Below are 24,830 nucleotides of genomic sequence, written 5' to 3'. Positions count from 1 at the left end.
AGAAACGTTTCTGGATCGTTGACAACTTCACGTTCAGGTTTAGGTTGTTCGTCTGACACTGTCTTGAATGCGCCTATCAAAATAATCGCAAAAATCGCGTCGGGCAGAATCTATCTAGGTGTTAATTCGGAGCAAGTCTTCGGCAGGGCTGGACGGGGCCTTGTTCTGTGATTATTCGGGAGTGGCATGCGATGTCTGGGATCGTTATTTCGTCTGGCGTTACGAGTTCGGGCTTGTTGATTGGCAGCGGGGAGACGCTGACGGTTCTATCCGGCGGCACAGCGCTGGCCACAGGCGATTCCGGGGGTGCCGTCATCATTTCTTCCGGCGGTTATGCCAGCGGTGGCGAGGTCAGTCTCTATGGCATCGCGCAAATACTGGCGGGTGGGACAGCCGTCGGGCTCGATGTCGCGTCTGACGGCAACGAGTTCGATTATGGGCTGGATTCTGGCGGCACGATCTACGGTGCGCAAGCTGTCACGGACGGTGGCAATGCCGTCGATGACAGCATCATGTCAGGCGCTGAAGAGCTTGTAACTCTGAGTGGGCTGACAAGCGGTTCAGTGATCTTTGGTGGCGGCACGGAGGCCGTCAGTTCAGGCGCTTCTGCGCTCTCGACCACCATCAATTCCGGAGGTGTCGTCGAAGTCTCAGATTTCGGTGCTGCGTTTGCCACGACCGTAAACGCAGGAGGTACTTTGCTCCTTTCCAATGGCACGGCGTATAACAGCATTGTAACAGGTAGTGCCGCGGAATTTGTCATTTTGGGCGGCAAAGCCTCTGGCGGATCAGTGTCTGACGGCGCCGATGCGCAGATGACGGCGACGGCCGCAACGCACTTGATCTTAGACTCCGGAAGCGAGATCAGTGCAAGCAACTCCGTGATACAGGATATGGTCGTCCTGTCCGGCGGCAGTATGTGGCTGTATGGCAACAGCGTTGAAAGTGGCACCGTCATCAGCTCCGGTGGGGTACAATGGGTCAGCGGAGGTACGACATCGGGAAATTATATATATATGGCACCCAGACAGTCACAGGACCTGCAGCCTGGGTGGTCTCCGACACAATCCTATCCGGAGGGACCGAGTTCGTAGGCTCAGGCACTTTTGCCGCTTACAATGATGTACAGGGGACCGAGGTAATTGACCGCGGTGCATCGTCATTCTTTGATACCGTTTCGGCGGGTGGCACCTATATCATTTCGTCCGGCGGCTCAGCACGAGCGATCCAGGATGTTGGAGCAGAAATCATTGTCTCGTCCGGTGGCTATATAAGCGCTGCCGGTGTTACGTCCAGTGCCGAGTTGGGCGCGGCGACGATGACAGTCCTGGCGGGTGGCACGGCAGTAGAGATTGGGCTTTTGGGAGGCGAAGACATCGTATTTGGCGAAACAAGCGGCTCGGATCTCGGTCAGGAGGAGCGCGACTCTCCGGCAACGCTGGCAACAGAGATAGTCGAATCCGGTGGGACGGCCATTGATACCCACATTGGCTACCAATTTGCAGATAACACAGATACCAGCGGTTTTGAGGAAGTAAAATCCGGCGGGGTGACTAGCGGTAGCGTTATTCAATCTGGATCAGAATCCGTGCTCTCCGGTGGTATTGCCTACGCAACATCTGGTGGTGATGGCGATATGACCGTATTTGCAGGGGGCACGAGCGTCGATGCCGTTTTTGGTTTCTTTTCAGATGCTGGCTTATACCCTATCACATACGGTGGCGGCACTATGTATCTGGCCGGCGGCATCAGCAGTGATACTATGCTCTTTGATTCGACGGAAATTGTCGAAAGCAGCAATTCAGGCAAGTCTGCTGGAACTGCAATATCTACTGTTATATCCGTATGGGGCTCGCTCATTGTCGGTGAAGGAACCGCAGTCGGAACGGTGATCAGTTCAGGCGGCTCGCTCATTGTCAGCGGGGGAACCGCGATCGATACCACGATAAAATCAGGCGGCACCGCTATCCTGGATCAAGGCGCCGTCGTTCAAAGCGGTATTGTATTCAGCGGAGGCGCGGCTGACCTTGTGGTCAGTGGCACGGATATGCCAGCGACACCGATTAGCGGCTTCGGTCTGACGGATGGAATCGATCTGGCATCGGTTATCTATGCCAACAACGGAACAGCCTCTTTCAGCGATGGCATTCTGACCGTGAAGGAAGGCAACGCAAGCTATGATCTGAGCCTTGCCGGTGACTATGACAATGCAACATTCTCCTTGACGCGGGATAGTCTGTTAGGCACCGAAATCATGGTCGCCAGTCTCGCCTGCTTCGCGGCAGGCACGCATATCGCAACCGAACACGGCGAGGTCGCCATTGAAACGATCGCGATAGACGATGTTGTCCGGACAGCGGATGGCGAGTTGCAGCCCGTGATTTGGATTGGCCACCGGCATGTCGATTGCGGACGCCATCCGGAGCCAGCGAGCATTCTGCCAGTGCTTATTACCGCTCATGCTTTCGCCCTGAACGAGCCAAAGCGCGACCTGTTCCTTTCACCCGACCATGCTGTCTTTCAGGACGGCATGCTCATCCCTGTCAAATATCTCATCAACGGAACGACAATCCGTCAGATCAAGACCGACCGCTTGACCTATTTCCATATCGAGCTCGCAAGGCATGCCGTGATCCTGGCCGAGGGTCTGCCCGCGGAAAGCTATCTTGATACGGGGGATCGCGCCTCCTTCGTGGATGGTTCAGTCACCAGATTGCATCCGCATTTCGGGGGCGCGTTGCAGGACAGTGCGCTCGTCATGGAAGCGCTGGCCTTCGCACCCCTGCGCGTCACCGGGCCGGAGGTCGAGCGGGTGAGGGCGCGGCTCGCGGCCCGCGTGCTGACGCAGCGCGCTACGGGCTAGTCGCCTGCCACACGCAGATGCGTGCCGCGCCGAAACGCCGGTCAACGAGGAGCGGCGCCTCGGTCGGCAGCGCGTCCTCTGCGCCGATTTCGGCGATGATGAGGGCGCCAGGCGCGATCCAACCGGCGGCGGCCAGGCCTGTCAATGCGGGCGGCACCAGGCCCTGGCCGTAAGGCGGATCGAGGAAGACCAGCCCCGCCGCGTCACCGCGCGGCGGCTTGCGCGCATCGGCCGCGATGACCCGCGTCACCTCTTCCGCCTTGCAGGCCGCGATATTGATGCGCAGGACCGCCAGCGCCGGCCGGTGGTTGTCGATGAAGGTCACCCGCGCGGCGCCGCGCGACAGCGCTTCCAGACCCAGCGCGCCGGTACCGGCGAAACCGTCCAGCACATGGACGTCCCGCAGACAGCCCTCCGCCCAGGGGCTATGCACCAGCATGTCGAACAGCGCCTGCCGGGCACGGTCGGAAGTCGGGCGCGTCGCGTCACCGTCCGGCGCCGTCAAGCGACGGCCGCGCAGACGGCCGGCAATGATCCGCAACGCCTTACCCCCGCCGGCGCGGGCCGGCCGCTTTGGCGCCGCCCGGCTTGGGCGCTTCGCCGGCCTTGGGCATCTGTTCCTTCAGAATCTTGCCGGGCACTTCCTCGGCGGCCCCCTTCGGCAGCACGCCCAGCTGAAACGGCCCATAGGCAAGGCGGATCAGACGCGACGTTTCCAGCCCCAGATGCTGCATGACGCGACGGACCTCGCGGTTGCGGCCTTCCTTCAGACTGACCGATAGCCAGCTATTGTCGCCCTTGCGGCTGTCCAGCCCGGCTTCGATCGGCCCATAGCGCATCCCCTCGACCACGACGCCCTGGGACAAAGCGGCCAGCGCCTTCTCATCCACCCAGCCGTTGACGCGCACGCGATAGCGGCGGATCCAGCCGTTTTCCGGCCGTTCCAGCTTGCGCGCCAATTCGCCGTCATTGGTCAGCAGCAGCAGCCCCTCGCTGTTGAGGTCAAGCCGGCCGACCGAAATCAGGCGCGGCAGGCCCGGCGGCAGTTTCTCGAAGACCGTGGGGCGGCCCTCGGGATCCTTATGCGTCGTCACCAGTCCGGCGGGCTTGTGGTAGCGGAACAGGCGCGTGCGGGCCGGGGTGTCGACCACCTTGCCGTCGACCTGCACGACATCGCCGTCCGTCACGAAGGTCGCCGGATGCTCGACCGAACGGCCGTTCAGCTTGATGCGGCCGTCCTCGATCATGCGTTCGATGTCGCGGCGGGATGCCACACCGGCGCGCGCCGCCCATTTGGCGATGCGTTCGCCGCGGGCCGCGTCTTCGACTTCGGTCTCGGCCTCAGCGCCATTTTCGGCGTCGTTTTCGATCTCGGTCATCGGCAGGCCTCGATCAGAGCGGTGAATATGCGGGCGTCACCCGGATCCGTATGGAATTCCGGGTGCCATTGTACACCCAGGCAGAAGCGATAGCGCGGATCTTCGATGCCTTCGATGACACCGTCCGGCGCGATGGCATTCACCAAAACGCCGGGTCCGGCCGTCCGCACCGCCTGATGGTGAGAGGTATTGACGGTCATCTCGGCCGCGCCGGTGATGCGGGCAAGGAGACTTTCTGGCGTCACGGCAACGCTATGGCCGGGCTCATCGTGACGGGTCTGCTGCTCATGGGCCAGCGCGTCCGAAATGCTGTCCGGAATATGCTGAATCAGCGTGCCGCCAAGGGCGACCGCCAGCAGCTGCTCGCCGCCGCAAATGCCCAGAACCGGGATGTTGCGCGCCAGCGCACCCCGCAGCAGAGACAATTCGGCCGCCGTGCGACCGGCCTTGAGGGTCACCGTCTCATGCGTATCGGCCGCGCCATACATGGTCGGGTCGATGTCGAAGGCGCCGCCGGTCACGATCAGCGCGTCCAACCGGTCCAGCCATTCGTCGGTCAGCGCCGGATCATGGGGCAGTGCCACCGGCAGGCCGCCGGCCGCGGCCACGGCGGAGGCGTAATTCTGGCGCAGGGCATACCAGGGGTAGCGGGACCAGCCGCCCGGCTCCTCGCTGTCCAGCGTAATGCCCACAAGCGGGCGGCGGGGCTCACCGATCATTGGCTGAAGCCTGCCAGGACTTGCACCAGCTTCGTCTGCGCGACCTGCACGTCGGGTGCATCGACCGCCAGCAGGGTCACACGCTGCCCGGCCTCGCTGACCGGCGCCACCAGACCGTGCAAGGTTTCCAGAAACGGGGCGAGGGCGGTGACGTCGGGCAGTTCGCCGCGGTCGCCGGCCTCATCCATCGCGACGATGAGGTCGCTGAAGGCGCGCAGCCAGGCGAAGCGCTCGTCCGACATCACGGACTGCAGCAGGCGGTAAGGGCTGGTATCAATGCCGTAGGCGCGCGCCTCGGCCTGGATCAAGGCTCGGTGCAGATCCATGATCGCGTGGGAGAGCGGGCGCTGGATAGAGCTGGGTTTCGGTTTGTCGGGTCGTATTGCCATATTGTGCTGATGGCATGAGATGGCGCCTTCGGTCCACTGGACGGTGCGCCTGCCAGAAGGCATCAAGCCGCATGACCCTGCCGATTGACCCACCGGCTGACCCACTGGCTGGCCCGTCCGCTGCCCCGATGGACCTGGCTTTGGACCAGGCCCGTGCCGCCGCCGCGCGTGGTGAAGTGCCGGTCGGCGCCGTGGTGCTGGATGCGGCGGGCAAGGTGCTGGCGGCTGCCGGCAATCGCACGGAAGCGGATCATGACGCGTCCGCCCATGCGGAACTGCTCGCTTTGCGGCAGGCCGCGCGGCTGCGCGCCTCGCCAAGACTGACGGATTGCACGCTGGTGGTGACGCTAGAACCTTGCCCGATGTGCGCGGCGGCGATCAGCGCCTTTCGGATCAAAACGCTGGTCTTCGGTGCCTATGACCCCAAGGGTGGCGGGGTCGAGCATGGGGCGAGGATCTTCGCCGCCAGTTCCTGCCACCATGCGCCGGAGGTCATCGGCGGGGTGCGTGAGACGGAATGCGGCGATATTCTGCGGGATTTCTTTCGCGCGCGGCGGTGATATCAGCCGGGAGGCAGGATGCCAAAAACCTCGACCGCGTCGTAATGCAGGAAATCCTGGCCCAACAGCCTGATGCGCAGGCTTTGTGCCGGTACTGGTTTGGCGGGGGTCCAGCGGAAAGGCTCGCCATCCGCTCCGCCGAACAGCAGATCATCCTGTTTGACGAAATGCTCGACCCAGATACCGCTGGCATCCATGAGGTCGATCGCGAATCGCGCGCCACGATGACAAACGAACCTGTTTTCCAAACGGTTATGAATGCGGACCTCCTGGATTTTGGATACGGCCTCCAGCGAGACAAGCCACCAGGGACCGGCTTCCATTGCTGTATGGAAGGCATAGCTTCCGGACAGCACGCCTTGCACGGCGCCGGCCGAATCCTCCTGCGTCGTCGTGCCACGGGAATGGTCGGACAGGGAACTTTGATCGGTCGGACGCCCGAGCGCCAGATCCGAGGTTCGCGGGGGCGGGGCGATCCGCTTCGGCGATTGCGCCGCCGCCTGCCAGTTTCTGGTCCATTGCGATTGATGAACGAATCCTACGCCATTGAGCTTGCAAGGATCGGCCAAGGGCTTGCCGATGATCGACTGCACGGCGCTTGCGGTAAAAGGCACCGAATAGTCCAGAAACCGCTTCAGAACAGGAATGAGCTTTTGCTGTGACTTCAAATGGCCGGCGACCAGATGTGCGGCGCCTTCGACGATGCTGACGGAAAAACCGTCGACCTTGTACATGCCGGCATGAACGAGGTCTTTCCAGTCCAGATTGCCGAATAGAATTTGCGCTTTGGATGTCGCGGATCGGCAGGAATAGGCCGGATATCTTTGGTCGGGATGCTCCTGCCCCAGGCGGGCGAACCTCTCGTCGAAATCGATGAAGGGCGCCATGATGCTATATTGCGGCGCGATTGCGAGGATACGATCGACGTCAGGGCAAAGCTCGGCAAAGACGATGGCCGAGGATGCCCCCATGCTTTCACCCAGAGCACCGATATTCTCGTATTGGCCGAGAAGCGTTTGGACAATCGCGATGGCTGCCGGGAAATCAGGGTGATTGCACCAGGCCGCGTTATTGTCGATGACAAAGACGATCGACGTGGACAGCTTGAGCAGCGACCCTTTGAATTCCTCGATCGGTGCGCCGATGCCATGCTGGCCGGCACTGGCAAAGACAATTGTCAGCCTATGCGGGTTCGAACGGTAATGCGTTATTCTGTAATGATCGGTTTCCCAGACATCCGGCGGCTGTGCATCCGCATCAGGGATCTCGTCTTCCGTCTGTGATGTGGACGTCATCACCGGCAAGGCTTCGTCACTCGCCACATCCGCGGAGGCAATGCCCGCCCTCGACGGCGCAGTCTCTTTGCCGAAGCTCCATAAACCCGCCATTTTATCGAGAAATCGCATCAATGGCCCTCATGCCCTGTCAGACAGGATGGCCGGGCAATGAATCCATAAAGGAACGACAACCACTCATACCCCACATGCCGGTCAATGCCTTCAGGATAGGCGGCAAAATATTACCGGGACGTTATGGGGGCGCGGTCGCGCTTCGCTTTTTTAGCGTTCTTGCAGCGGGGCCGGGCGCTCCCTCGGCCATCTCGACCAGCGTTACGCTGGCGAGACGGCTGGGGAAGGTTGCAGGCGAAGATCAACCGGCAAGATCAGGATAGGATGGTGACTTCCCCGCTATCCAGCGCGTAATAGCCGGCAAGGATTTTCAGATCGCCGGCCTTGATCAATGCCGCCAATACGGGCGAGGCCGTGCTCAGCAGCTTGGCCTGGAACAGCGCATTGCTTTTGATAGCGGCCGTCAGATCGCTGCCGGACTGCTCGATCGCTGGCTGGATCATCGCAAACAGGTCGCTGATCTGGCCGGGGACCTCATTGCCGGCAATCGCCGCTTTGACCGCGCCGCAGCCGCTATGCCCCAGAACGAGGATGGCCTTGGTGCCCAGAACGGCCGCGCCATATTCCAGGCTGGCGATGATTTCCGACGTCGCGATATTGCCGGCGACGCGCGTGACAAACAGATGGCCGATGCTTTGATCGAAAACCAATTCGACCGGCACCCGTGAATCCGCGCAGGACAGAATGGCGGCAAAAGGCTCCTGATGGGACGCGGTATTCTGCTTCAGAATGGCGAGATCCTCGTCGAACGAGACGAGTTTCTTTTCAACGAAACGCCGGTTCCCGTCCAGCAGGTCCTGCATCGCGGCATCGGGGGAGAGTTTGGTCTGTGCGGATGCCGGTTTCGCCAGAATTGCGCCGCCAAACGTTGCCGCCGCCAACCCGCCGATGCCCGCCGACAGCATGGTCCGTCTGGAGGGGCTGATACCCGGCACGCTATGCGGCTGACCGCCGCAGCAGCCGCAAGATCCGACCAATCCGACCGCTGGTATCGTCATGCCACACCCCTGTTGATCCAGCCGCTCGATCTAGCTGCCAGGACAGCAATCAATTCTAAATCGATTCGAATAATTGAATCGAATATAGAACGATAAGCGTGAACGAGCAATCTGCAACAAGGGGGAAATATTGCAGTGGCTTGACATCTGCCGAGACGCAATCAACCCGCCCGGCCGGCAATGATCGGCCGGCGCGGGCCGATCCCGTTGAACGATCAGCCGGCCTGTGAGATGGGCAAGTCTAACCCAGCCGCAGCAAGCTTCAGAATGCGGCGCAAGTGACGACGATCATTCACGGACAGATTGTCGAAACAGGCGGCCTCGCTCGCATCCGCAAGCGCCGCCAGTTTAGGCACGAAAGCGCGTCCGGCTTTGGTCAGGGTCAGCGTCTGGGCCCGTCCGTCGTGGTCGTCCGCGCGGCGTCGAACAAGATTCTTGGCGATCGCCCGATCCGCGAGTTTAGTGATCGCGCCGCGCGTCATCGCCATCTGGTTCGCGATTTCGCTCGGCGCCAAGGACGGCTGGTCGTATAGCAAGCTCAGCATCACCCATTCGGCAGGGATGACATCAAGCTCAGCCAGCTTTTGGGAAATACATATCGTGACTTGATTGGAGACTTGATAAAGCCAATAGCCAAGCTGATCGATCGGCTTAGTCAACGATTGGGACATCAGACACCCTCGAATTTTCGGCAAATTGCCGATCATTGATTTCCTCGTCAATCAGTCTCTGATCAAGAAAACGTTAACTGATATCTCAGACTTAGCCCCATTAGACCTCCCAGCAGGCGGGCTTTCCAATCACGGCGCGCAACGCCTCAACGAATAGTCGCAGCTTGCCTGGCGGCTGAGGCAAGGCGCGAAGCAGATGGATGGCGCCGGGCTGCGCATTCCAGGTCTCATTCTTCCAGGCAAGCCGAACCAAGGCGCCGCTGCGCACGTCAGGCCCCACCACCCAGCTTGGCAGGAAGGCGATGCCCATGCCGGCAAGAGCCGCCGCGCGCAGAGCCTCAAAATCATCCGAGCGGAAGGCCAACTTGGCGTCGCGCTCCTCCGCCGCCGGATGGCCGAGCACATAGGTCCAGCGCAGCAGATCGGCGCCGTGGATCTTGTCGAGCAGCCTTTGGCCGGCGAAGCCTTTCGTTGCATCGGGCGGCCCGAATTGCCGGAAATAATCGGGGCTCGCGACCAATAGGCGCCGTTCCGGCGCAAGGCGCGTCGCGATCAAAGTGCTGTTGGGCAGATCGCCCATGCGGATGACAGCGTCCAAGCGGTCAACCACCGGGTCGGCCAGCCGCTCGGTCAGGTCAAGCTCGACGGTCAGGGCCGGATAGTCGCGCATCAACCGCTCCAGCACCGGAATCACGTAGCGCTTGCCGAAGGTCGGGAAGCAGGCGATGCGCAGCACGCCGGAAACCGCTCCGTCCAGCCCGGAAACCTCGGCATGGGTATCGGCAAGCGCATCCAGCAACGGCTGGCCGCGGGCGAAAAGCCGCTCCCCGGCATCCGTCAGTGCCAGCGCGCGGGTAGAGCGGATGAAAAGCGGCAGGCCGAGATCGGCTTCCAGCGCATCGATCTGGCGCATGACGGCGGAGGGCGTCAGGCCCGCTCTGCGCGCGGCGGCCGAAAAACTGCCCGCCCGCGCGGTTTCCATGAAGACCGCCATATGCTCGGCGAATTTGACGCCCGTCATCTTTGCCATCCGCGCAAAACCATTCCTCGCAATCCCTGCCTTATCAGAAGGGCCGAGGCCGCCAATACTCCGGCCAGTGCCACGGGACGGGCTCTTTACCCAAACCCTGGCTTCACCGGAAATGCAGGAGCATTCTTTCCATGTCGACCGCGTTGACGGAGCTTGTCCTGTCCCAATCGGCTTTTACAGCCGAGATCGATCTGCCCCTTGCCCGGATCGACATCGCGGACTGGCTGTTTACCTTGCCTGAAGCCGAATATCAGCGCTGCTGTCCGCCCGACCATATCGCGGCCGGTGTTACCACAACCGACGACGGCAGGCGCATGTCCATCAATGTCGAGATGATCGGCAAGGGGCTGGTGGTTCAGCACTATGTTGCCGAAGTTCAACGTCCTGACTATGTGCGGATGAATTCGATGTCGGATGTCTTCACCGCCATCGGCCGCACCCAGGTCAATGTGGTGTGGGAGCTGATTGCGGAAGACGCAGGCGATGGGAAGACCCGCTACACGAACCGGGTGACGTCGCATCCGACGGATGCGTTCTTGGCCTTCATTGCCGAGCAAGGCCAGACCTTCGAACAGGCCGCCGCCGCGCGCCAGGCGGCCAGCGGCGATCACAATCGTCGCGAAACGCCGCTTTTTGCGGCCAGCATCGGCCGCCGGGCGCTCGCGCGGTCACGCACATCCTGATCCTGGGCCGCAGGAAGGCTAGCCATGCTGTCGTCGGCAGAGGCTCGGCTTAGGTTTTGGCGGAATCACGCCGGACGCAGCGCGGCGGTGGCGGCAAAGCCGTGGCGGTGGGCAGGGTCGCCGCCGCTACGGCGTCGGCCTGCGGGGCAGGGGTCTTGGCGACGCCCACGGGCGGCAATACATAAATGGCTTCCGCGATATCGAGCAGCAATCGCGAATCAAGGGCAAAGCCGTGATGGGCGGGCTCGGTCGTCTCAGTGCCATCGCCGCCGGACCCGCAGACCACCATGGCGGCAGCAAGTTCCTGCAGCGCCGGCGCGCCACCGCCGGGCAGGTCAACCGGCCCCGTCGCCCCCAGCGCCATGCGACTGACGATCGCGCAGGTCACGAGCGCGATCACGGCCGGAATGCGCCAAAGCGCGATCAACGGGATGCGGGGACGGTGGGGGTCTTTCATGCTGGCCTCAGCGCCCCTCGAAACCGGTCAGAACATTGACGGCATTGACGCCGATTTCTGCCACCGCATAGCCGCCTTCCATGATGAATTGGGTCGGCAGGCCAAGCTTGGCGATACGCTCGCCCATCAGCGTGAAATGCGCGTGGTCCAGTTTGAACTGGGAAATCGGGTCTTTGATATAGGTATCGACGCCGAGGGAGATCAGCAGCACGTCGGGCGCGTACTCCGCCACGCGCTGGCAGCCCGCCTCAAGCGCTGCGCTCCATCCGGCCCAATCCGTGCCCCAGGGCAGCGGCAGGTTGAGGTTGAAGCCTTCGCCCGCGCCGGCCCCCGGCTCATCGGCGAAGCCCAGCAGATAGGGATATTCCTGGTCCGGCGTCGCATGGATATTGACCAGCAGCACATCGTTCCGCTGATAGAAAATCTGCTGCGTGCCGTTGCCGTGATGGTAATCGACGTCCAGGATCGCGACGCGCTTGGCACCCTGATCCAGCAGATATTGCGCGGCGACGGCGACATTGTTGATGAAGCAATAGCCGCCGTAGTGGTCGGACCCGGCATGATGGCCGGGCGGCCGGCATAGCGAGAAGATGGACCGCTTGCCTTGGGCGATGGCGGCGGCACCGGTCAGCGCGACATGGGCCGAGCTTTCGATCGCCTGCCAGCTCGTGGCCGTCAGCGGGGTTCCGGCATCGAAACAGAACCAGGCGAGGCGGCCTTCCAGCGTCTGCGGCACGCGATCGGCGCGGAAGCCACGGGTGAAGAAGGTGAAGGGAAAGGCGCCGCCCTGGCGTCCCTGCGCCGCCCATTCGGCCGCACCTGTGCGCAGCAAGTCCAGCATGCGGGGATCATGGATGCGCGTCAGATGCTCGGCCGGAAAGGGATCGGGGGCAATGACGGGGCCGAGATCCACGGCCTTCGCACGGCTCAGGATGATCTCGGCGCGTTCGGGTTTTTCGAAGGCGGGGACAAATTCGCCGGAATTCAGCTCGCCGGGGCTCTGATGCAGCGCGTGATCAGGCGAAAAGATAATATCCACGAAGAAAGACTCCCCCCAGCAAGCTGGGGGGAGTTGTCGTTTATTTCCGGATCAAGGTCCAGATGCGGTCGAAGTCCTTGGTCGCCTTGGCGTCGCAGCCCGGCGAGAAGACGATTTTGTAATCTGCCGGCGGGTTGAATTCCGGCGCCGTCGCCATGGCCGGCAGCAGATACTTGTTGGAACCGGCAACGCCGTTCTGATAGCCCGCGAAATTGCTTTCGATGGCGGCGTTCTGCGGGTCCATCATGAAGTTGATGAACTTCTTGGCATTGTCCACGTCCGGCGCGCCGACGGGAATGGCAAGATTGTCCATCCAGCCTGCGCCGCCTTCCTTGGCATAGACATAGTGCAGCGAGGCCTTGGCCTGGCGGGCGCGCATGGCGTCACCCGACCATTGCTCGCTCATCGTCACTTCGCCGGCCGTCAGGCGGTCGATGATACCGTCGGAATTATACAGCTTCACGAAGGGCTTCTGCGCCTGGAGAAGGGCAAGCGTTTCCTTCAGATGCGCGGGGTCGGTGTCGCAGGGCGGATAGCCGAGATAAAGCAGGGCCAGATTGATGACCTCGCTCGGCGAGCCGAACATGCCGACCTGGCCCTTGAAGACCGCCGGCGGCTTGAACAGGGTGCCCAGGCTATCGACCGGCTGGGGATAGACCTTGGTGTCATAGGTGAAGGAGGTCGTGCCCCACTGCCAGGGAACGGTATATTCCGCCGTCGGATCCCAGAAGCGGGTCTTCCAGCGCGGCTCAAGATTGCCGAAATTCGACATCGTGCTGGCGTCGACCTTTTCCAGCAGATTCTGGCTGACGAAGATCTTCACGAAGTCATCGGAGACGATGACAAGGTCATAGCCCGTGGTGCCGGCCTTGAGCTTGGCGAGCAGGGTCTCGTTCGAATCATAGGTATCGAGCGTGACCTTGATGCCGGTTTCGGCCGTGAACTTCTTCAGCAGGTCCGGGGCCGTATAGTCGGTCCAGTTGAAGATATGCAGAACCCCCGCATCGGCGGCATGGGCCGGCTGGGCCAAGGGCGCGGCCGCCAGAGTGGCGGCGCCCAGGCCAAAAGCCATAAGGGCAGTCTTCAGGCTCATCGAAACTTCCTCCGGTATGGACGGGTGGGGTTCAGGTAGTCGCCGTGGCAGCCGCGGCGGCGGTGCCGGCGGCGGCTCCTGCCTCGTTGGGCCGGCTGATGAGGAAAGCGACCAGCGCAAGCGCGGCCGAAATCACCAGCAGGATGGTCGAGATCGCATTCACCTCCGGCGTCACGCCCAGGCGCATCATGCCATAGACATAGACGGGAAGCGTGGTCGTGCCGGCGCTGCTCACCATGAAACTGATGAGGAAGTCATCCAGCGAGGTAACAAAGGCCAGGATGGCGCCGGCCATGATGCCGGGCACCATCAAGGGCAGCGTGATGCGCATGAAGATGCGCCATTCGCCGCCGTATAGATCGCGCCCGGCGTCCTCATAGGCCGTGCCGATCGTGTTCAGGCGCGCCTGAATGGGCAGCATGGCGAAGGGCACGCAGAACACGGTATGCGCCAGAACAAGGTTCAGCACGCCGAAATGAAAGCCGATCGAGGAAAAGAAGATCAGCGTCGTGATGGCGGTGACGATTTCCGGCACCACGAGCGGCATCATGACAAGGCTATTGGCGGCGGCCTCGCCCTTGAAGCGGCCACCGCGCTCGAAGCCCAGTGCGGCGGCGATGGCGATGGCGGTCGAGCAGATCGTGGCGAGCACGCCGACGAGGACGGAAACCCAGGCGGCGTGGCGGATATCGCCGTTATTCGCGACACGCGTGAACCAATGCAGGCTGAAGCCGGTCCAGACGGTGACGAAGCGATTGGCGTTGAAGGAATAGACGACAAGGATGACGAGCGGCAGGTACAGGAAGCTCATCACGGCCAGGCTGAAAATACCGAAGCCCGGATTATGCCGCCAGTCGAAGGGGCGGATTTTGCGGCGTGCAGCAGTGGTCATCATCGGTTCGGCCCTCACGCTGCCTGTGCTCTGGCCGCGCGTTTGGAACGCCAACGCTGCCAGGCGAGAGAAAGAATGACCGCGAAGGTCACGAGCATGGAGAGCGCCGCGCCGAAGGGCCAGTTGCGGGAGGAGGTGAACTGCATCTCGATCAGACTGCCGATCAGAAGCTGCTTGCCGCCGCCGAGAAGATCAGGCTGCAGGAACGAGCCCAAGGCCGGTGCGAAGACCAGCACCGTGCCGGCGGCGATACCGGGCTTGGTCAAGGGCCAGATCACGCGGCGGAATAGTTGGTAGCGATTGGCATAGAGATCATAGGACGCTTCGATCAGACGCGGGTCGAGCCGCTCGAGGGTCGCATAGATCGGCAGGACCATGAAGGGCAGGAAGGTATAGACGAGACCGAGAAGAACCGAGCCCTGGTTGTAGAGCAGCGGCAGCGGATGTGAAATGAAACCCAGCCAGCCGAACAGCTTATTCGCCAGCCCCTCGTCGCGCAGAATCAAAATCCAGCAATAGGTGCGGATCAGCGTATTGATCCAGAAGGGCAGCGATACCAGGGTCAGCAGAATCTTCCGCCGGGTCGGTGACTGGCAGACGATATACCAGGCGACCGGGAAGCCGACGAGCAGGCTGAGGATCGTCGTTGCCAGCGCAAGATACAGCGAGCGGAAGGCGATCCAGAAATAATCCGGCATGAAAATCAGACTGCCGTCGAAATCCTGGTCGTACAGCATCTGCACATAGGCGCCGAACGTCATTGGCGCCTGCACGCCGCCATAAGGATTGGCGGACATGAAGGAATAGACGAGAGAAATCAGAAGCGGAATGGCCCCGAATATCCCGATGACCAGGACCGCGGGCAGGATGAGCCAATAGGCCGAGCGTTTGTTCAGCATGATGGCATCAATCCAACAGCTCGCGTTCGGCCTCCGTTTCCCAGACGAGGCCGACCTCCTTGCCCTGCGGCAGTTTCGCAGCCCCGCGAATACGGGCGCGCAAGCGGATGCCCGGAACGATGATTTCCATCAGCGTGTCGGAGCCGAGGAAGGTGGCATTGTCGACGACGCCGGTGATACGCGGGGTCACGCCAGGGCCGGCAATCTCGATCCGCTCGGGGCGGATGGCGATAACGGCGTCGGACCGACGACCGAGGCTTTCGCCCGGAATGAGATTGGCCTCACCGATGAAGTCCGCGACGAAGCGGTTGGTGGGATGATCGTAGATTTCTTCCGGCGTGCCGATCTGCTGCACGCGGCCGGTATTCATGACCGCGATCCGGTCGGACATGGCCAACGCCTCCTCCTGATCATGCGTCACCAGAATGAAGGTGATGCCGGTCTCCCGTTGCAGGCGCTTCAGCTCGAACTGCATTTCCTTGCGCAGCTTCAAATCGAGCGCGGAGAGCGGCTCATCCAACAGCAGCACCTGCGGACGCGGCGCCAGCGCGCGGGCGAGTGCCACGCGCTGCTGCTGGCCGCCGGAAAGCTGCGCCGGCTTGCGGTTCGCGAAATGGGAGAGCTTCACCAGCGACAGGGTTTCCTGCACACGGGCGGTGATGTCGGGCTTTTTCCAGCGCAGCATCTCCAGCCCGAAGGCGACGTTCTGCGAGACCGTCAGATGCGGAAACAGGGCGTAGTTCTGGAAGACCATATTCACCGGCCGTTCGCGCGGCGGCAGGCTGGCCACATCGCGGCCCTGCAACCGGATTTCGCCGGTCGTCGGATGTTCAAAACCGGCGATCATGCGCAGCAGGGTGGTCTTGCCGCAGCCCGACGGGCCAAGCAGCGTGAAGAATTCCTTTTCTTCGATCAGAACATTGATCGCTTCCAGCGCGCGGTGGCCGGTGGCCACATCGCCGAAGATCTTTTCAACGCCGACGACTTCAATCAGGTGGCGGGCAGGGGCGGTCGACCGGGTCGGCGTCGTGATCGCTGCGGGGGCGTCACTCAGTACTTCAGAGGGCATGTGAGAGAAGTCTCCCGGTTTGCAATGTGATCACGTTTTCATAACCGGCACACTCAATGCAAGTGCTTTGCCACCGAAAACGCGATTTATGCGTGAGGCTTCTCTCTCACCCCTGCGTGTCAGGTGAAATGCGCGCCGATATCGCGGCGGCAGAAACCCTCAGGCCAGTCGATCCGATCCACCGTCTGATAAGCGCGGCTTCTGGCGCCCGCGAGCGTCGGCGCCGTTGCATTCACCACCAGTACACGCCCGCCATCGGCCAGGACGCGGTCGCCGTCACCCTTGGTTCCGGCCTGGAAGATCATCACCTCGACATCGCTCGGCGCCGTCTCCAGTCCCTTGATCTCACTGCCGCGCTCATAGGCAGCGGGGTAGCCGCGGGCCGCGACCACGACGGAGACCGAGGCTTCGGCACGCCACCGCGGCGCGACATGAGCGATCCCACCGTCACAGACGGCGAGCAGCGCCGGCACGATGTCGCTGTCCAGCAGCGGCAGCAGCGTTTCGGCCTCCGGGTCGCCGAAGCGGACATTATATTCGATCAGCTTGGGACCGTCTTCCGTCAGCATCAGTCCGGCGAACAGGATACCACGGAAGGGTGTGCCGCGACGTTCCATTTCACGCAGCGTCGGGCGGATGATGTGCTCCATTACGCTGTCGCGCAGCTCATGCGTGAAGCCGGGTGGCGGCGCGATGGCGCCCATGCCGCCGGTATTGGGGCCGGTATCGCCGTCGCCGACACGCTTATGGTCGCGCGCGGCGCCGATGAAGATCGCGTCCGATCCGTCGCAGAGCGCGAAGACCGAAACCTCAGGCCCTTCCAGGCATTCCTCGATGACGACGCGGGCCCCGGCCGCGCCGAAACTGCCCTCGCGCAGGCAGGCAATGACGGCTTGCTCGGCTTCCGCGACCGTCTGCGCGACGACCACGCCCTTGCCGGCGGCGAGGCCGTCGGCCTTCACCACGATCGGCACACCGCGGCGGTGGATGAAATCGAGCGCCGACTGGGTATCGGTGAAGGCTTCCCAGCGTGCGGTCGGGATGCCGGCGGCATCCGCCACTTCCTTGGTGAACTGCTTGCTACCCTCCAATTGGGCGGCCGCCTGGCTCGGCCCCGCGCATCGGATGCCCTGCTCATGCAGGCGATCGGACAGGCCCGCGACCAGCGGCGCTTCCGGCCCCGGCACGACGAGGTCGATCGCGTTATTGGCGGCGAAACGGGCAAGCGCCTCAATTTCAGTCACCGGGATCGGCACGAGCTTGGCGAGTTTGGCGATTCCGGGGTTGCCGGGGGCACAGAAAAGCTCGGTCACCAGCGGGCTCTTCGCGATCGCGCGGACCAGCGCATGCTCCCGTCCGCCGGACCCCACCACCAAAACGCGCATCACCTTGCTCCGCCGCTGCTTCAAACCCGGGCGGCTCTAGCATAGTCTATGCCCATGGCCGACACGCTAGACGCTCCCGCTCCGTCGAATATCCCCGAATATTCGGTCAGTGAAATCTCCTCCGCCGTGAAACGCACGCTGGAGGGCGCCTTCAGCCGCGTCCGCGTGCGCGGAGAGGTGACAGAGATGAAGCGCTATCCCTCCGGCCATATCTATTTTTCGCTGAAGGATGAGGCCGGGAAGATCGCCGGTATCGTCTGGAAAGGTTCGGTCTCGCGTCTCGGCCTGGTGCCTGAGAACGGGATCGAAGTCATCGCGACCGGGCGGGTGACGGCGTACGGTGAGCGCTCCTCCTATCAGCTCATCGTCGAGAAAATGGAATTCGCGGGCGCCGGCGCGCTGCTGGCCAAGATCGAAATGCTGCGGGTCAGGCTGGCCGAGGAAGGGCTGTTCGCCGAGTCGCTGAAACGGCCGATCCCCATGCTGCCGCGTCTGGTGGGCGTCGTGACCAGCCCGCAGGGCGCGGTGCTCCAGGATATCCGCACCACCATCGCCCGCCGGTTTCCGCGCGATATCCTGCTCTGGCCGGTCGCGGTCCAGGGCGAGGGCTCAGCCGAGAAGATCGCCGCCGCGATCAGGGGTTTCTCGGCGATCCCGGCGGATGGCCCTATACCCCGGCCGGACGTGCTGATCGTCGCGCGCGGCGGCGGCAGTCTGGAAGACCTGATGGCCTTCAACGATGAGGGCGTGCTGCGGGCGGTGGCGGCCTGCACCATCCCGCTGATCTCGGCCGTCGGGCATGAGACCGATACGACGTTGATCGACTTCGTGTCCGACCGTCGCGCGCCGACCCCGACGGCGGCGGCGGAAATGGCCGTGCCGTCGCGGCTGGAACTGCTCGGCGATCTGACCCAGAAAAGCGGGCGTCTGACCGCCTCCGTCGCGCGGCTGATGGGGGAAAGCCGGCTACGCGTGACGGGCGCGGCCCGCGGTCTGCCGGATATCGCGGGGCTTCTGGGTCAGGCGCGACTCCGGCTCGATGACCGGGCGGAGCGCTTGGCGCTGGCACCCGACAATCTGCTGCGCATGCGCCGGGCCGAATGGCGTCACGCGGCGGAGCGGCTGCCCCATCCCCGCGTCTGGCTGGACGGTCTGCGGTCGCGGCTGATGGAGGAAGGCAGACGGCTTGCGCTCGGCCTGCCGCAATTGCTGATCCTGCGGCGCAATGCGCTGACGCTCTCGGTTCAGGGCTTGCCGACCGGGCTGCGCCATCGGATTTCCGTCCTCCGCCAAACCGAGGCGCGGATCAGTGCGCGCCTTTCCCCGGCGCCGGTCCTGTCCGGGCAAAGGGAAGCGCGGGCCCGGTTGGAAGGCCTGTCGGCCCGGCTGCAATCCGTCTCCTATCAGGCGGTTTTGGAGCGCGGTTTCGCGCTCGTCTCCGACGCCGGCGGTCAGCCGGTGACGCGCGCGGCGGCTCTCGCGGCGGGCGATGCCGTGACGCTGCGGTTTGCCGATGGTGCCGTCGGCGCGACCGCCGGCGAGGACGCGGCGGGCAAATCGGTGGCGCCGAAAGCCGCACGCAAGCGCAGCACGGCGCGGCAGGGGTCATTGCTATAGCGGCTCGGGTCTGATCATTTTCGACGTCGAAAATAGTCGTTTCGTCTAAATTCCGATTGCTGGCTTCATTGGCCTTTGTTTATCTGATCGGCCTTGTCCGATCAGCGAGCATCCAAGCTCCGTCGGGTCCGCTCGAAGGATGTCGATGGGGCTTGCTGCAACCGCGACGGCTAGTGCCAGTCTTCGGCTGAAGAGCATCGGCAGGATGCCGCTGCCTTTGCTAGGCGCTGCCTTTCTGCTCCTCCTGTTCCTGCGTCATCCGGGCGGCATTCTCCACGCGACCTTCTGGGCCGAGGACGGTTGGAACTGGTATCCGGACGCCTATACCCTGGGCATTCGCTGCCTTGTCGTTCCGCATACGGGATATCTGCAGACCTTCTCCCGATTGGGCGGCCTTGCCGTGCAACCCATGCCGTTGCTTTGGGCCCCGACCGTCTTCGCGGGCCTCGCCCTCATCGTTCAAGTGCTGCCGCCCTTGTTGCTGCTGTCCCGGCGGTTCGACGCGGCCTGGCCGAACTACTGGTCGCGCCTGGTCTTCGCGATCGTCTATCTTGGTTTGCCGGACAGTTTCGAGACCTTCGGTAATCTTACGAATAGCCAATGGTATCTGGCGATCCTGGCCTTTCTTGTGGTGGTCAGCACAAGGCCGCGCGGCTTAGCCGGCTTTGTCGCCGATGGGCTGGCTCTGATCCTGTCGGGGCTTAGCGGCCCTTTATGCCTCATGCTTGCGCCCATTGCGGTATGGAGCTGGTGGCAGGACAGGCGTGCTGGGCGCTTGTTGCGCCTCGGGCTGGTGCTGGCCGCAGCCTGCGCGCAATTGACGGCTTTGCTGCTCAGTCTGGCGCAAAGGCATCCGACCCTCAGGCTTGGCGCCAGCCTGATCAATCTGGCCCATATCCTGACGGCGAAGCTCGTCTACGGCTTGTTTCTGGGGTCACGCGTCATGGTGCGGCTCGACCATTCGGCTTTCTGGGGCCGTGACAGCCTTGCCCTGGCGATCGCGGCCGCGCTGACGATCCTGATCGGGCTCGCGTGGTGGCGCGGCGGGTCGTTGTTTCGTCGCTTCGCCTTGTTCGGCGGGCTTGTCTTTGCGGCGGCGCTGGTCAGCCCGGTCGTCAGCGGCGCGTCGGCCTGGGCTGCCCTGGCATCGCCGGGAAGTGGCGACCGCTATTTCCTGATTCCGATGCTGGTCGTGGCGGCAGCCTGCTTTTCGCTCGCGGCTGACCGGCAGCGATGGATATCACGCGGCGGATTTGGTCTCTGTCTTGCCTTGGGCGGTGGCGTCTGCGGCGACTTCCCTTATCCGCACATGCGGCAGACGGATTTCGACAGCCGTGCGCGGGCTTTCGCGGCGGCACCCTCCGGCACGAGCATGACCTTCCCGGTTCTGCCGGTCCTCGCGGCTACCATGGTGCTGGTCAAGAAGTAGCTTAAGTGCCGGAAGGCTGGGCCGGGGATCGTCTGACCCGCGGGTCGTAAAGCCAGCGCCGGCGCTTCACGGCAGTGACAGTACCGCTATCGGGGTGCTCGGGGTTGATGAGGATCGTCGTCTCATCCGGCACGATCACGGACGGCAGGATCAGCAAAGCGGACCGACCGGCTTTCAGCCAATCCGAGCCGAAGGCGATGCTGACCTGTCCGGGCGGCTCCGCCTCCCATCCAATCGCTAGATCAGCGGCAGTCGGACGCTCCGCCAGATCCCATATGGCGTCGGGTATCGTGATCTCCACCAGATAGCGGTTCAGCGGCAATCCGCCGCTGTTGAGATGCACGATGGTCTCCAGGCAAGCGAGCGCGCGATTTTCAGAGGTATAAATGACGGCCAGCCCCGGCGCGTTCCACCGGCCACCGCAGATTTTGGCGCCCGTCCCGGAAAGGTCATGCGCCTGATAGGACGGCGTATCGGCCGCGATCCGCCAGACAGAGCGGCTCAAGCGTAGGCGCCGCTCTGAATTTGGGCGAGAAGGGTGGCGACCATGGCCTGGCCTTCCATGGTGCCGATCAGATCGGCCGGGCAAATATGCCCCAAAGCCGGTACCGGGCTGGTCAGCCAACGCCCCATCCAGCCGAGCGCATCGAAATCCGAACCGTCTCCTGATTCGGTAATGATCACTTCCAATTGGCCGATGAGCTTACCGAGGCCGATGACGCGTTCGCTTTCATCCGGGGCCAGGCGTTCGCCCTGCTTGGCCTTTTTGTTCACCGTCGCGACAGACAGGTTGAGTGCCTTCAGCCCAAACCCTTGTTCGATACCGAGTTCATCCAGGATAAGCTTGGCATCGGTGGCGGGCAGGCCCTGCTTGATCATGGCGATGCGTTCCAGCGGCGTCGCACGATACAAGCCCGCATAATCCTTCGCGGAAGCCATATCGATGGCCGGATCGTCGTAGAGGAAAGGCTGCTGGACTTCTGCGAAGTGATACATCGAGCGAGTATGGACCATATGAATTGCTCCTTTGAGCAATTTATATCCTCAATCAGTCATCCATTGCAATACTAAAACATATATGTCGCCGTGATCGCGGGGTTAGGCGTTTGCGCCCGACCGCATAGGCTCGAACAGCGACAGAACCTCCATGCCCGGCACGGTGACCAGACCCTTATCGGTCAGGCGGATTTCGGGGATCACTGCCAGCGGTACCAGATTGAAACCCATGAAGGGCAGGGTGCAGCCAAGCTCGGCCCAGGCGGCTTTCATCGCGGCCGCTTCCTCGGCGACCACGCTCACGCGCTTGTCCGACAGCAGGCCCGCGATCGGCAGATCGACACGGGCGACGACCACCCCGTCCTTCACCACCACTATCCCGCCCTGGCTTTCCCGCACGGCAGCGAGGGCGACCTGCATATCGGCCTCGGTGCGGCCGGCGACGATGATGTTATGCGCGTCATGACCGACGCTGCTGGCGACCGCGCCATTGTTCAGGCCGAAATCCTTCAGCAGCCCCAGGCCGACATTGCCGGCGGATTTGCCGTGCCGTTCGACCACAGCAGCGAAGCACAGGCCGTGCTTGTCGAACTGGGCGGGCCAATCGCCGTCGGCCGGGTCTATCGCCACCTGTTCGTGAATGAGCACGATGCCCGGCAGCTCGGTCTTCACCGTATTGACGGTGACCGGCTCGCTGGGCAGCGCCGGTGTCAGCACCAGCCCGTCCGGCACCGTCACCGTCTCATAGGCGCGCTTCGGATAGACGTAGCGCTCGCTTTCAAGCTGCGCTTCCAGCGCCGGCGTGATGCGCCGCTGATCGACCGCCAGCACGCCGCCGTACCAAGTGCTCTGCGGCTCCAGAGCATCGTTGAGGAGAACGATATCGGCGCGGCGGCTATGGCCGAGAGCGCCGAATTCGCCGTCCATGCCGTAGCGCGTGGCGCCGTGCAGGGAACCCATGGACCAGGCGGTCTCACGGCTGACACCGGCGCGCACCGCTTCGCGCGCGACCCAATCGAGCCCGAACATGGCCAGATCATCGGCCTCGCGGTCATCGGTGCAGATGCAGACGCGCTTGGCCGAGGCCCCCAATTCCGTCACGGCCTTGATCGCCTGGGGCAGCGAATGCCAGGGCGTCGTCGGCGGCCCGCCGCGCAGAAAGACCCAAAGGCCGGCTTCCAGGAAATCATTCGCGATCTCACGGTCGATCGCCTCATGCGTGTCGGTGACACCGCTCGCCGCATAGGCGGCGACGAATTCCCGGCCGTAGCAATGGCCACTGACGGGCCGGCCGCGCTTCAAGGCTTCGGCGATGATCGCGTGGCTGCGCGCGTCGCCCATCACGACATGGACGAAATCCATTTTCTCGCCGAGCGCCGCCGCTTCCGGCCAGGCGTCGAAAATGGCGCCGATCTTCTCGGGCGTCAGATCGCCGCCGGCGGTCTCGAATTCGGGTGCGGTCGCGGGCACCGTGCTCGGCACTGTCAGGAAGATGTTCAAAGGTGCCGCGCGCGCGTCTTCCAGCATCCATTCGACGCCGTCGCGGTCCAGCACATTGCCGATCTCATGGCTGTCGCAGAAAATCGTGGTGACGCCGTTCAGCAGCGCGGCTTCGGCATAGGCGCAGGCCGTGATCAGGCTGCTTTCGATATGGACGTGGCTGTCGACCAGACCCGGCGCCAGAATGCCCCCCGCCGCGTCATAAAGCGCGGCACCCTCGCCGCGCCAGCTGTCGGCGGGTTTCACGGCGGCGATTCGGCCCTGGGCAACCCAGATTTCCCGGTTCGGGATGATCCGCTCGGAATAGGTCGAGAGGATGCGTGCGTCGCGGATCACCAGGTCCGGGGCAATCCGGCCATGGGCCACGCCCGCCAGATGGCGGGTGACGGTGGAGAGAGGCGGAACCGAGAAACGGGTCAAGGTCATGGGATTTTTTTCGTCTCCACATCTTGGGAAACGCGCAGCGCGCGCAGGCGGGAGGCCTTTTCGGCGATGCCGCTCACCCCTTCGCGGCGGGTGAGTTCGGCCCAGACCGCATCCGGGCGGACATCGGCGTCCACCCACAGAACCAGGAGATGATACAGCACATCGGCACTTTCCGCGACCAGGGCGGCTTTGCTCTCGCCGCGCACCGCCTCGATCAGGCATTCCACCGCTTCCTCGCCGAACTTCTGGGCGATTTTGGCCGTCCCGCGTGACATCAGACGCGCGGAATGGCTGGCGGAAGGGTCGGCATTACGACGGCTCTCGATCGTGTCCCACAGCCGGTCCAGCACGGCGGCGTCGCGGCCGCGTTCGGCCGGAACGGCGCGCGATGCGATGCGCTTCGCTGTCGTCTTTTTGTTAGCTTTCAGCTTGTCGCCCTTAACCTTGCGGCTCGACAGGGCGGGCTTGTCGGATTTAGCCATTTATCTCGGATCCTTGGAGCAGGCGGGGCAGACGCACAGGCAATTGGGCATCTGCCAAAGCTTGTTTAACCTCGGCGATCGTGAATTGGCCGAAATGAAAGACGCTGGCGGCGAGCAGACCGGTGGCACCAGCCTGGGCCCCTTCGACGAAATGGCGCAGGCTACCGACGCCGCCCGATGCCACGACCGGGATGGTGACGGAGCTGCAGACGGCGCGCAGCAGGTCCAGATCGAAGCCGCGGCCGGTACCGTCGCGGTCCATGCTGGTCAGCAGAATTTCACCCGCGCCCATGATGGCCATGCGCTGGCACCAGGCGACGGCGTCCAGCCCGGTGGGCGTGCGCCCGCCATGGCTATAGACCTCCCAGCGCCCGGGCCCGGAGGTGCGGGCATCGACCGCCACGACGACGCATTGATTGCCGAATTTCTCCGCCGCCTCGCTGACCAGTTCAGGGCGCGTGATCGCAGCGGAGTTGATGCTGCATTTATCGGCCCCGGCCAGCAGCAAACGCCGCATATCGGCGGTGGAGCGAATGCCGCCGCCCACCGTCAGAGGCAGGAAAATGCGCTCCGCAGTCTTCGAAACGACATCGAGGATCGTATCGCGATTTTCGTGGCTTGCGGTAATGTCCAAAAAAGTAAGCTCATCCGCCCCGGCGGCATCATAGAGCGCCGCCTGCTCGACAGGGTCGCCAGCGTCACGGAGAGAAACGAAATTGACACCTTTCACCACCCGCCCGTCCTTCACGTCCAGGCAGGGAATCACGCGCAGCTTCAACATGGGATCCGACTTCTCATCTTGCCGGTCTTTTGGGCAAGACCAGGGTTTCGCGCAAGGGAAAGCA

General features: G+C 63.0%; 26 protein-coding genes. 6 read left to right on the top strand and 20 right to left on the bottom strand.

Annotated features, from left to right (window positions below; genetic code table 11):
* The first annotated feature begins 191 nt into the window (after positions 1-191).
* Together ACELLULO517_RS05720 and ACELLULO517_RS28860 are read left to right on the top strand one after the other, a co-directional pair.
* Positions 192-1,094 (top strand): hypothetical protein, encoded by a 903-nt coding sequence (locus tag ACELLULO517_RS05720; RefSeq protein ID WP_227306343.1) that lies wholly within the window; start codon positions 192-194, stop codon positions 1,092-1,094.
* The gene (locus ACELLULO517_RS28860) at positions 1,052-2,863 is read left to right on the top strand and encodes a Hint domain-containing protein (RefSeq protein ID WP_227306342.1); all 1,812 of its coding nucleotides are present in this window, start codon (positions 1,052-1,054) and stop codon (positions 2,861-2,863) included. The genes ACELLULO517_RS05720 and ACELLULO517_RS28860 overlap by 43 nt, the downstream gene beginning before the upstream one ends.
* Here the strand turns inward: ACELLULO517_RS28860 and rsmD are convergent.
* From rsmD to ACELLULO517_RS05695, 4 genes are read right to left on the bottom strand one after another with little or no spacing between them, the layout of a single operon-like run.
* On the bottom strand, positions 2,853-3,404 hold the full coding sequence (gene rsmD, locus ACELLULO517_RS05710) for a 16S rRNA (guanine(966)-N(2))-methyltransferase RsmD (protein ID WP_227306341.1): 552 nt from the start codon (positions 3,402-3,404) through the stop codon (positions 2,853-2,855). The two genes, ACELLULO517_RS28860 and rsmD, sit on opposite strands and share 11 nt — an antisense overlap.
* A 4-nt stretch (positions 3,405-3,408) precedes the next feature.
* Positions 3,409-4,242, bottom strand: coding sequence for a pseudouridine synthase (locus tag ACELLULO517_RS05705; protein ID WP_227306340.1), 834 nt, complete (start codon positions 4,240-4,242; stop codon positions 3,409-3,411).
* Positions 4,239-4,961 carry a gamma-glutamyl-gamma-aminobutyrate hydrolase family protein gene (locus tag ACELLULO517_RS05700; RefSeq protein WP_227306339.1) on the bottom strand — a complete coding sequence of 241 codons (723 nt, stop codon included), beginning with the start codon at positions 4,959-4,961 and terminating at the stop codon, positions 4,239-4,241. The genes ACELLULO517_RS05705 and ACELLULO517_RS05700 overlap by 4 nt, the downstream gene beginning before the upstream one ends.
* Positions 4,958-5,350 (bottom strand): hypothetical protein, encoded by a 393-nt coding sequence (locus ACELLULO517_RS05695; RefSeq protein WP_227306338.1) that lies wholly within the window; start codon positions 5,348-5,350, stop codon positions 4,958-4,960. The genes ACELLULO517_RS05700 and ACELLULO517_RS05695 overlap by 4 nt, the downstream gene beginning before the upstream one ends.
* 71 nt (positions 5,351-5,421) lie before the next feature.
* On the opposite strand from ACELLULO517_RS05695, the gene ACELLULO517_RS05690 reads away from it, so the two are divergent.
* Positions 5,422-5,910, top strand: a complete 489-nt coding sequence (locus ACELLULO517_RS05690) for a nucleoside deaminase (RefSeq protein WP_227306337.1) — start codon at positions 5,422-5,424, stop codon at positions 5,908-5,910.
* Positions 5,911-5,912: 2 nt separating this feature from the next.
* On the opposite strand, the gene ACELLULO517_RS05685 is transcribed toward ACELLULO517_RS05690, so the two are convergent.
* The 4 genes from ACELLULO517_RS05685 to ACELLULO517_RS05670 form a co-directional block, all read right to left on the bottom strand.
* Complete coding sequence (locus ACELLULO517_RS05685; RefSeq protein ID WP_227306336.1) at positions 5,913-7,316, bottom strand: alpha/beta hydrolase family protein; 1,404 nt, start codon at positions 7,314-7,316, stop codon at positions 5,913-5,915.
* A 257-nt stretch (positions 7,317-7,573) separates the two neighbouring features.
* Complete coding sequence (locus ACELLULO517_RS05680; protein ID WP_227306335.1) at positions 7,574-8,317, bottom strand: carbonic anhydrase; 744 nt, start codon at positions 8,315-8,317, stop codon at positions 7,574-7,576.
* A gap of 215 nt (positions 8,318-8,532) precedes the next feature.
* Entirely contained in the window at positions 8,533-8,988 is a 456-nt protein-coding gene (locus ACELLULO517_RS05675; RefSeq protein WP_227306334.1) for a MarR family winged helix-turn-helix transcriptional regulator, read from the bottom strand.
* A gap of 100 nt (positions 8,989-9,088) precedes the next feature.
* Entirely contained in the window at positions 9,089-10,009 is a 921-nt protein-coding gene (locus tag ACELLULO517_RS05670) for a LysR family transcriptional regulator (protein WP_227306333.1), read from the bottom strand.
* A 140-nt stretch (positions 10,010-10,149) separates the two neighbouring features.
* On the opposite strand from ACELLULO517_RS05670, the gene ACELLULO517_RS05665 reads away from it, so the two are divergent.
* Entirely contained in the window at positions 10,150-10,701 is a 552-nt protein-coding gene (locus ACELLULO517_RS05665; protein ID WP_227306332.1) for a hypothetical protein, read from the top strand.
* Between the two features lie 49 nt (positions 10,702-10,750).
* On the opposite strand, the gene ACELLULO517_RS05660 is transcribed toward ACELLULO517_RS05665, so the two are convergent.
* The 7 genes from ACELLULO517_RS05660 to purD all read right to left on the bottom strand — a co-directional run bounded on the left by ACELLULO517_RS05660 (position 10,751) and on the right by purD (position 17,535).
* Complete coding sequence (locus ACELLULO517_RS05660) at positions 10,751-11,158, bottom strand: hypothetical protein (protein ID WP_227306331.1); 408 nt, start codon at positions 11,156-11,158, stop codon at positions 10,751-10,753.
* Positions 11,159-11,165: 7 nt separating this feature from the next.
* Positions 11,166-12,197: a histone deacetylase family protein gene (locus tag ACELLULO517_RS05655; protein WP_227306330.1), complete on the bottom strand. Its 1,032-nt coding sequence runs from the start codon at positions 12,195-12,197 to the stop codon at positions 11,166-11,168.
* Positions 12,198-12,237: 40 nt separating this feature from the next.
* On the bottom strand, positions 12,238-13,290 hold the full coding sequence (locus tag ACELLULO517_RS05650; protein ID WP_227306329.1) for an extracellular solute-binding protein: 1,053 nt from the start codon (positions 13,288-13,290) through the stop codon (positions 12,238-12,240).
* 31 nt (positions 13,291-13,321) lie between these two features.
* Positions 13,322-14,185 (bottom strand): ABC transporter permease, encoded by an 864-nt coding sequence (locus ACELLULO517_RS05645; protein WP_227306328.1) that lies wholly within the window; start codon positions 14,183-14,185, stop codon positions 13,322-13,324.
* A gap of 11 nt (positions 14,186-14,196) precedes the next feature.
* Positions 14,197-15,081 carry an ABC transporter permease gene (locus tag ACELLULO517_RS05640; protein WP_227306327.1) on the bottom strand — a complete coding sequence of 295 codons (885 nt, stop codon included), beginning with the start codon at positions 15,079-15,081 and terminating at the stop codon, positions 14,197-14,199.
* Positions 15,082-15,088: 7 nt separating this feature from the next.
* Positions 15,089-16,150 (bottom strand): ABC transporter ATP-binding protein, encoded by a 1,062-nt coding sequence (locus ACELLULO517_RS05635; protein ID WP_227306326.1) that lies wholly within the window; start codon positions 16,148-16,150, stop codon positions 15,089-15,091.
* Between the two features lie 119 nt (positions 16,151-16,269).
* On the bottom strand, positions 16,270-17,535 hold the full coding sequence (purD, locus tag ACELLULO517_RS05630) for a phosphoribosylamine--glycine ligase (protein WP_227306325.1): 1,266 nt from the start codon (positions 17,533-17,535) through the stop codon (positions 16,270-16,272).
* A 54-nt stretch (positions 17,536-17,589) separates the two neighbouring features.
* On the opposite strand from purD, the gene xseA reads away from it, so the two are divergent.
* Both xseA and ACELLULO517_RS05620 read left to right on the top strand, forming a co-directional pair.
* Entirely contained in the window at positions 17,590-19,152 is a 1,563-nt protein-coding gene (gene xseA / locus ACELLULO517_RS05625; RefSeq protein ID WP_227306324.1) for an exodeoxyribonuclease VII large subunit, read from the top strand.
* Between the two features lie 145 nt (positions 19,153-19,297).
* Positions 19,298-20,581, top strand: a complete 1,284-nt coding sequence (locus ACELLULO517_RS05620) for a hypothetical protein (protein WP_227306323.1) — start codon at positions 19,298-19,300, stop codon at positions 20,579-20,581.
* 1 nt (position 20,582) lies between these two features.
* Here the strand turns inward: ACELLULO517_RS05620 and ACELLULO517_RS05615 are convergent, their stop codons facing one another.
* The 5 genes from ACELLULO517_RS05615 to hisF all read right to left on the bottom strand — a co-directional run bounded on the left by ACELLULO517_RS05615 (position 20,583) and on the right by hisF (position 24,766).
* Positions 20,583-21,086: an RES family NAD+ phosphorylase gene (locus ACELLULO517_RS05615; protein WP_227306322.1), complete on the bottom strand. Its 504-nt coding sequence runs from the start codon at positions 21,084-21,086 to the stop codon at positions 20,583-20,585.
* Positions 21,083-21,595, bottom strand: a complete 513-nt coding sequence (locus tag ACELLULO517_RS05610; RefSeq protein WP_227306321.1) for an antitoxin Xre/MbcA/ParS toxin-binding domain-containing protein — start codon at positions 21,593-21,595, stop codon at positions 21,083-21,085. Before ACELLULO517_RS05610 ends, ACELLULO517_RS05615 begins: the two co-directional genes overlap by 4 nt.
* An 84-nt stretch (positions 21,596-21,679) precedes the next feature.
* Positions 21,680-23,503: an adenine deaminase C-terminal domain-containing protein gene (locus tag ACELLULO517_RS05605; RefSeq protein ID WP_227306320.1), complete on the bottom strand. Its 1,824-nt coding sequence runs from the start codon at positions 23,501-23,503 to the stop codon at positions 21,680-21,682.
* The gene (locus ACELLULO517_RS05600) at positions 23,500-23,985 is read right to left on the bottom strand and encodes a phosphoribosyl-ATP diphosphatase (protein ID WP_227306319.1); all 486 of its coding nucleotides are present in this window, start codon (positions 23,983-23,985) and stop codon (positions 23,500-23,502) included. The genes ACELLULO517_RS05605 and ACELLULO517_RS05600 overlap by 4 nt, the downstream gene beginning before the upstream one ends.
* Complete coding sequence (gene hisF / locus ACELLULO517_RS05595; protein WP_227306318.1) at positions 23,978-24,766, bottom strand: imidazole glycerol phosphate synthase subunit HisF; 789 nt, start codon at positions 24,764-24,766, stop codon at positions 23,978-23,980. The genes ACELLULO517_RS05600 and hisF overlap by 8 nt, the downstream gene beginning before the upstream one ends.
* Positions 24,767-24,830 lie beyond the last annotated feature (64 nt).

The organism is Acidisoma cellulosilyticum, assembly GCF_020621385.1.
GTDB classification, from domain to species: domain Bacteria; phylum Pseudomonadota; class Alphaproteobacteria; order Acetobacterales; family Acetobacteraceae; genus Acidisoma; species Acidisoma cellulosilyticum.
This window is presented reverse-complemented; position numbering and strand designations above follow the sequence as displayed.

Excerpts from the sequence above, each read along its gene's own strand:
- ACELLULO517_RS05720 (WP_227306343.1), top strand. The coding sequence starts at position 192 with ATGTCTGGGATCGTTATTTCGTCTGGCGTTACGAGTTCGGGCTTGTTG.
- ACELLULO517_RS05705 (WP_227306340.1), bottom strand. The coding sequence starts at position 4,242 with ATGACCGAGATCGAAAACGACGCCGAAAATGGCGCTGAGGCCGAGACC.
- ACELLULO517_RS05700 (WP_227306339.1), bottom strand. The coding sequence starts at position 4,961 with ATGATCGGTGAGCCCCGCCGCCCGCTTGTGGGCATTACGCTGGACAGC.
- ACELLULO517_RS05695 (WP_227306338.1), bottom strand. The coding sequence starts at position 5,350 with ATGGCAATACGACCCGACAAACCGAAACCCAGCTCTATCCAGCGCCCG.
- ACELLULO517_RS05690 (WP_227306337.1), top strand. The coding sequence starts at position 5,422 with ATGACCCTGCCGATTGACCCACCGGCTGACCCACTGGCTGGCCCGTCC.
- ACELLULO517_RS05685 (WP_227306336.1), bottom strand. The coding sequence starts at position 7,316 with ATGCGATTTCTCGATAAAATGGCGGGTTTATGGAGCTTCGGCAAAGAG.
- ACELLULO517_RS05680 (WP_227306335.1), bottom strand. The coding sequence starts at position 8,317 with ATGACGATACCAGCGGTCGGATTGGTCGGATCTTGCGGCTGCTGCGGC.
- ACELLULO517_RS05675 (WP_227306334.1), bottom strand. The coding sequence starts at position 8,988 with ATGTCCCAATCGTTGACTAAGCCGATCGATCAGCTTGGCTATTGGCTT.
- ACELLULO517_RS05670 (WP_227306333.1), bottom strand. The coding sequence starts at position 10,009 with ATGACGGGCGTCAAATTCGCCGAGCATATGGCGGTCTTCATGGAAACC.
- ACELLULO517_RS05665 (WP_227306332.1), top strand. The coding sequence starts at position 10,150 with ATGTCGACCGCGTTGACGGAGCTTGTCCTGTCCCAATCGGCTTTTACA.
- ACELLULO517_RS05660 (WP_227306331.1), bottom strand. The coding sequence starts at position 11,158 with ATGAAAGACCCCCACCGTCCCCGCATCCCGTTGATCGCGCTTTGGCGC.
- ACELLULO517_RS05650 (WP_227306329.1), bottom strand. The coding sequence starts at position 13,290 with ATGAGCCTGAAGACTGCCCTTATGGCTTTTGGCCTGGGCGCCGCCACT.
- ACELLULO517_RS05645 (WP_227306328.1), bottom strand. The coding sequence starts at position 14,185 with ATGATGACCACTGCTGCACGCCGCAAAATCCGCCCCTTCGACTGGCGG.
- ACELLULO517_RS05640 (WP_227306327.1), bottom strand. The coding sequence starts at position 15,081 with ATGCTGAACAAACGCTCGGCCTATTGGCTCATCCTGCCCGCGGTCCTG.
- ACELLULO517_RS05635 (WP_227306326.1), bottom strand. The coding sequence starts at position 16,150 with ATGCCCTCTGAAGTACTGAGTGACGCCCCCGCAGCGATCACGACGCCG.
- purD (WP_227306325.1), bottom strand. The coding sequence starts at position 17,535 with ATGCGCGTTTTGGTGGTGGGGTCCGGCGGACGGGAGCATGCGCTGGTC.
- xseA (WP_227306324.1), top strand. The coding sequence starts at position 17,590 with ATGGCCGACACGCTAGACGCTCCCGCTCCGTCGAATATCCCCGAATAT.
- ACELLULO517_RS05620 (WP_227306323.1), top strand. The coding sequence starts at position 19,298 with ATGGGGCTTGCTGCAACCGCGACGGCTAGTGCCAGTCTTCGGCTGAAG.
- ACELLULO517_RS05610 (WP_227306321.1), bottom strand. The coding sequence starts at position 21,595 with ATGGTCCATACTCGCTCGATGTATCACTTCGCAGAAGTCCAGCAGCCT.
- ACELLULO517_RS05605 (WP_227306320.1), bottom strand. The coding sequence starts at position 23,503 with ATGACCTTGACCCGTTTCTCGGTTCCGCCTCTCTCCACCGTCACCCGC.
- ACELLULO517_RS05600 (WP_227306319.1), bottom strand. The coding sequence starts at position 23,985 with ATGGCTAAATCCGACAAGCCCGCCCTGTCGAGCCGCAAGGTTAAGGGC.
- hisF (WP_227306318.1), bottom strand. The coding sequence starts at position 24,766 with ATGTTGAAGCTGCGCGTGATTCCCTGCCTGGACGTGAAGGACGGGCGG.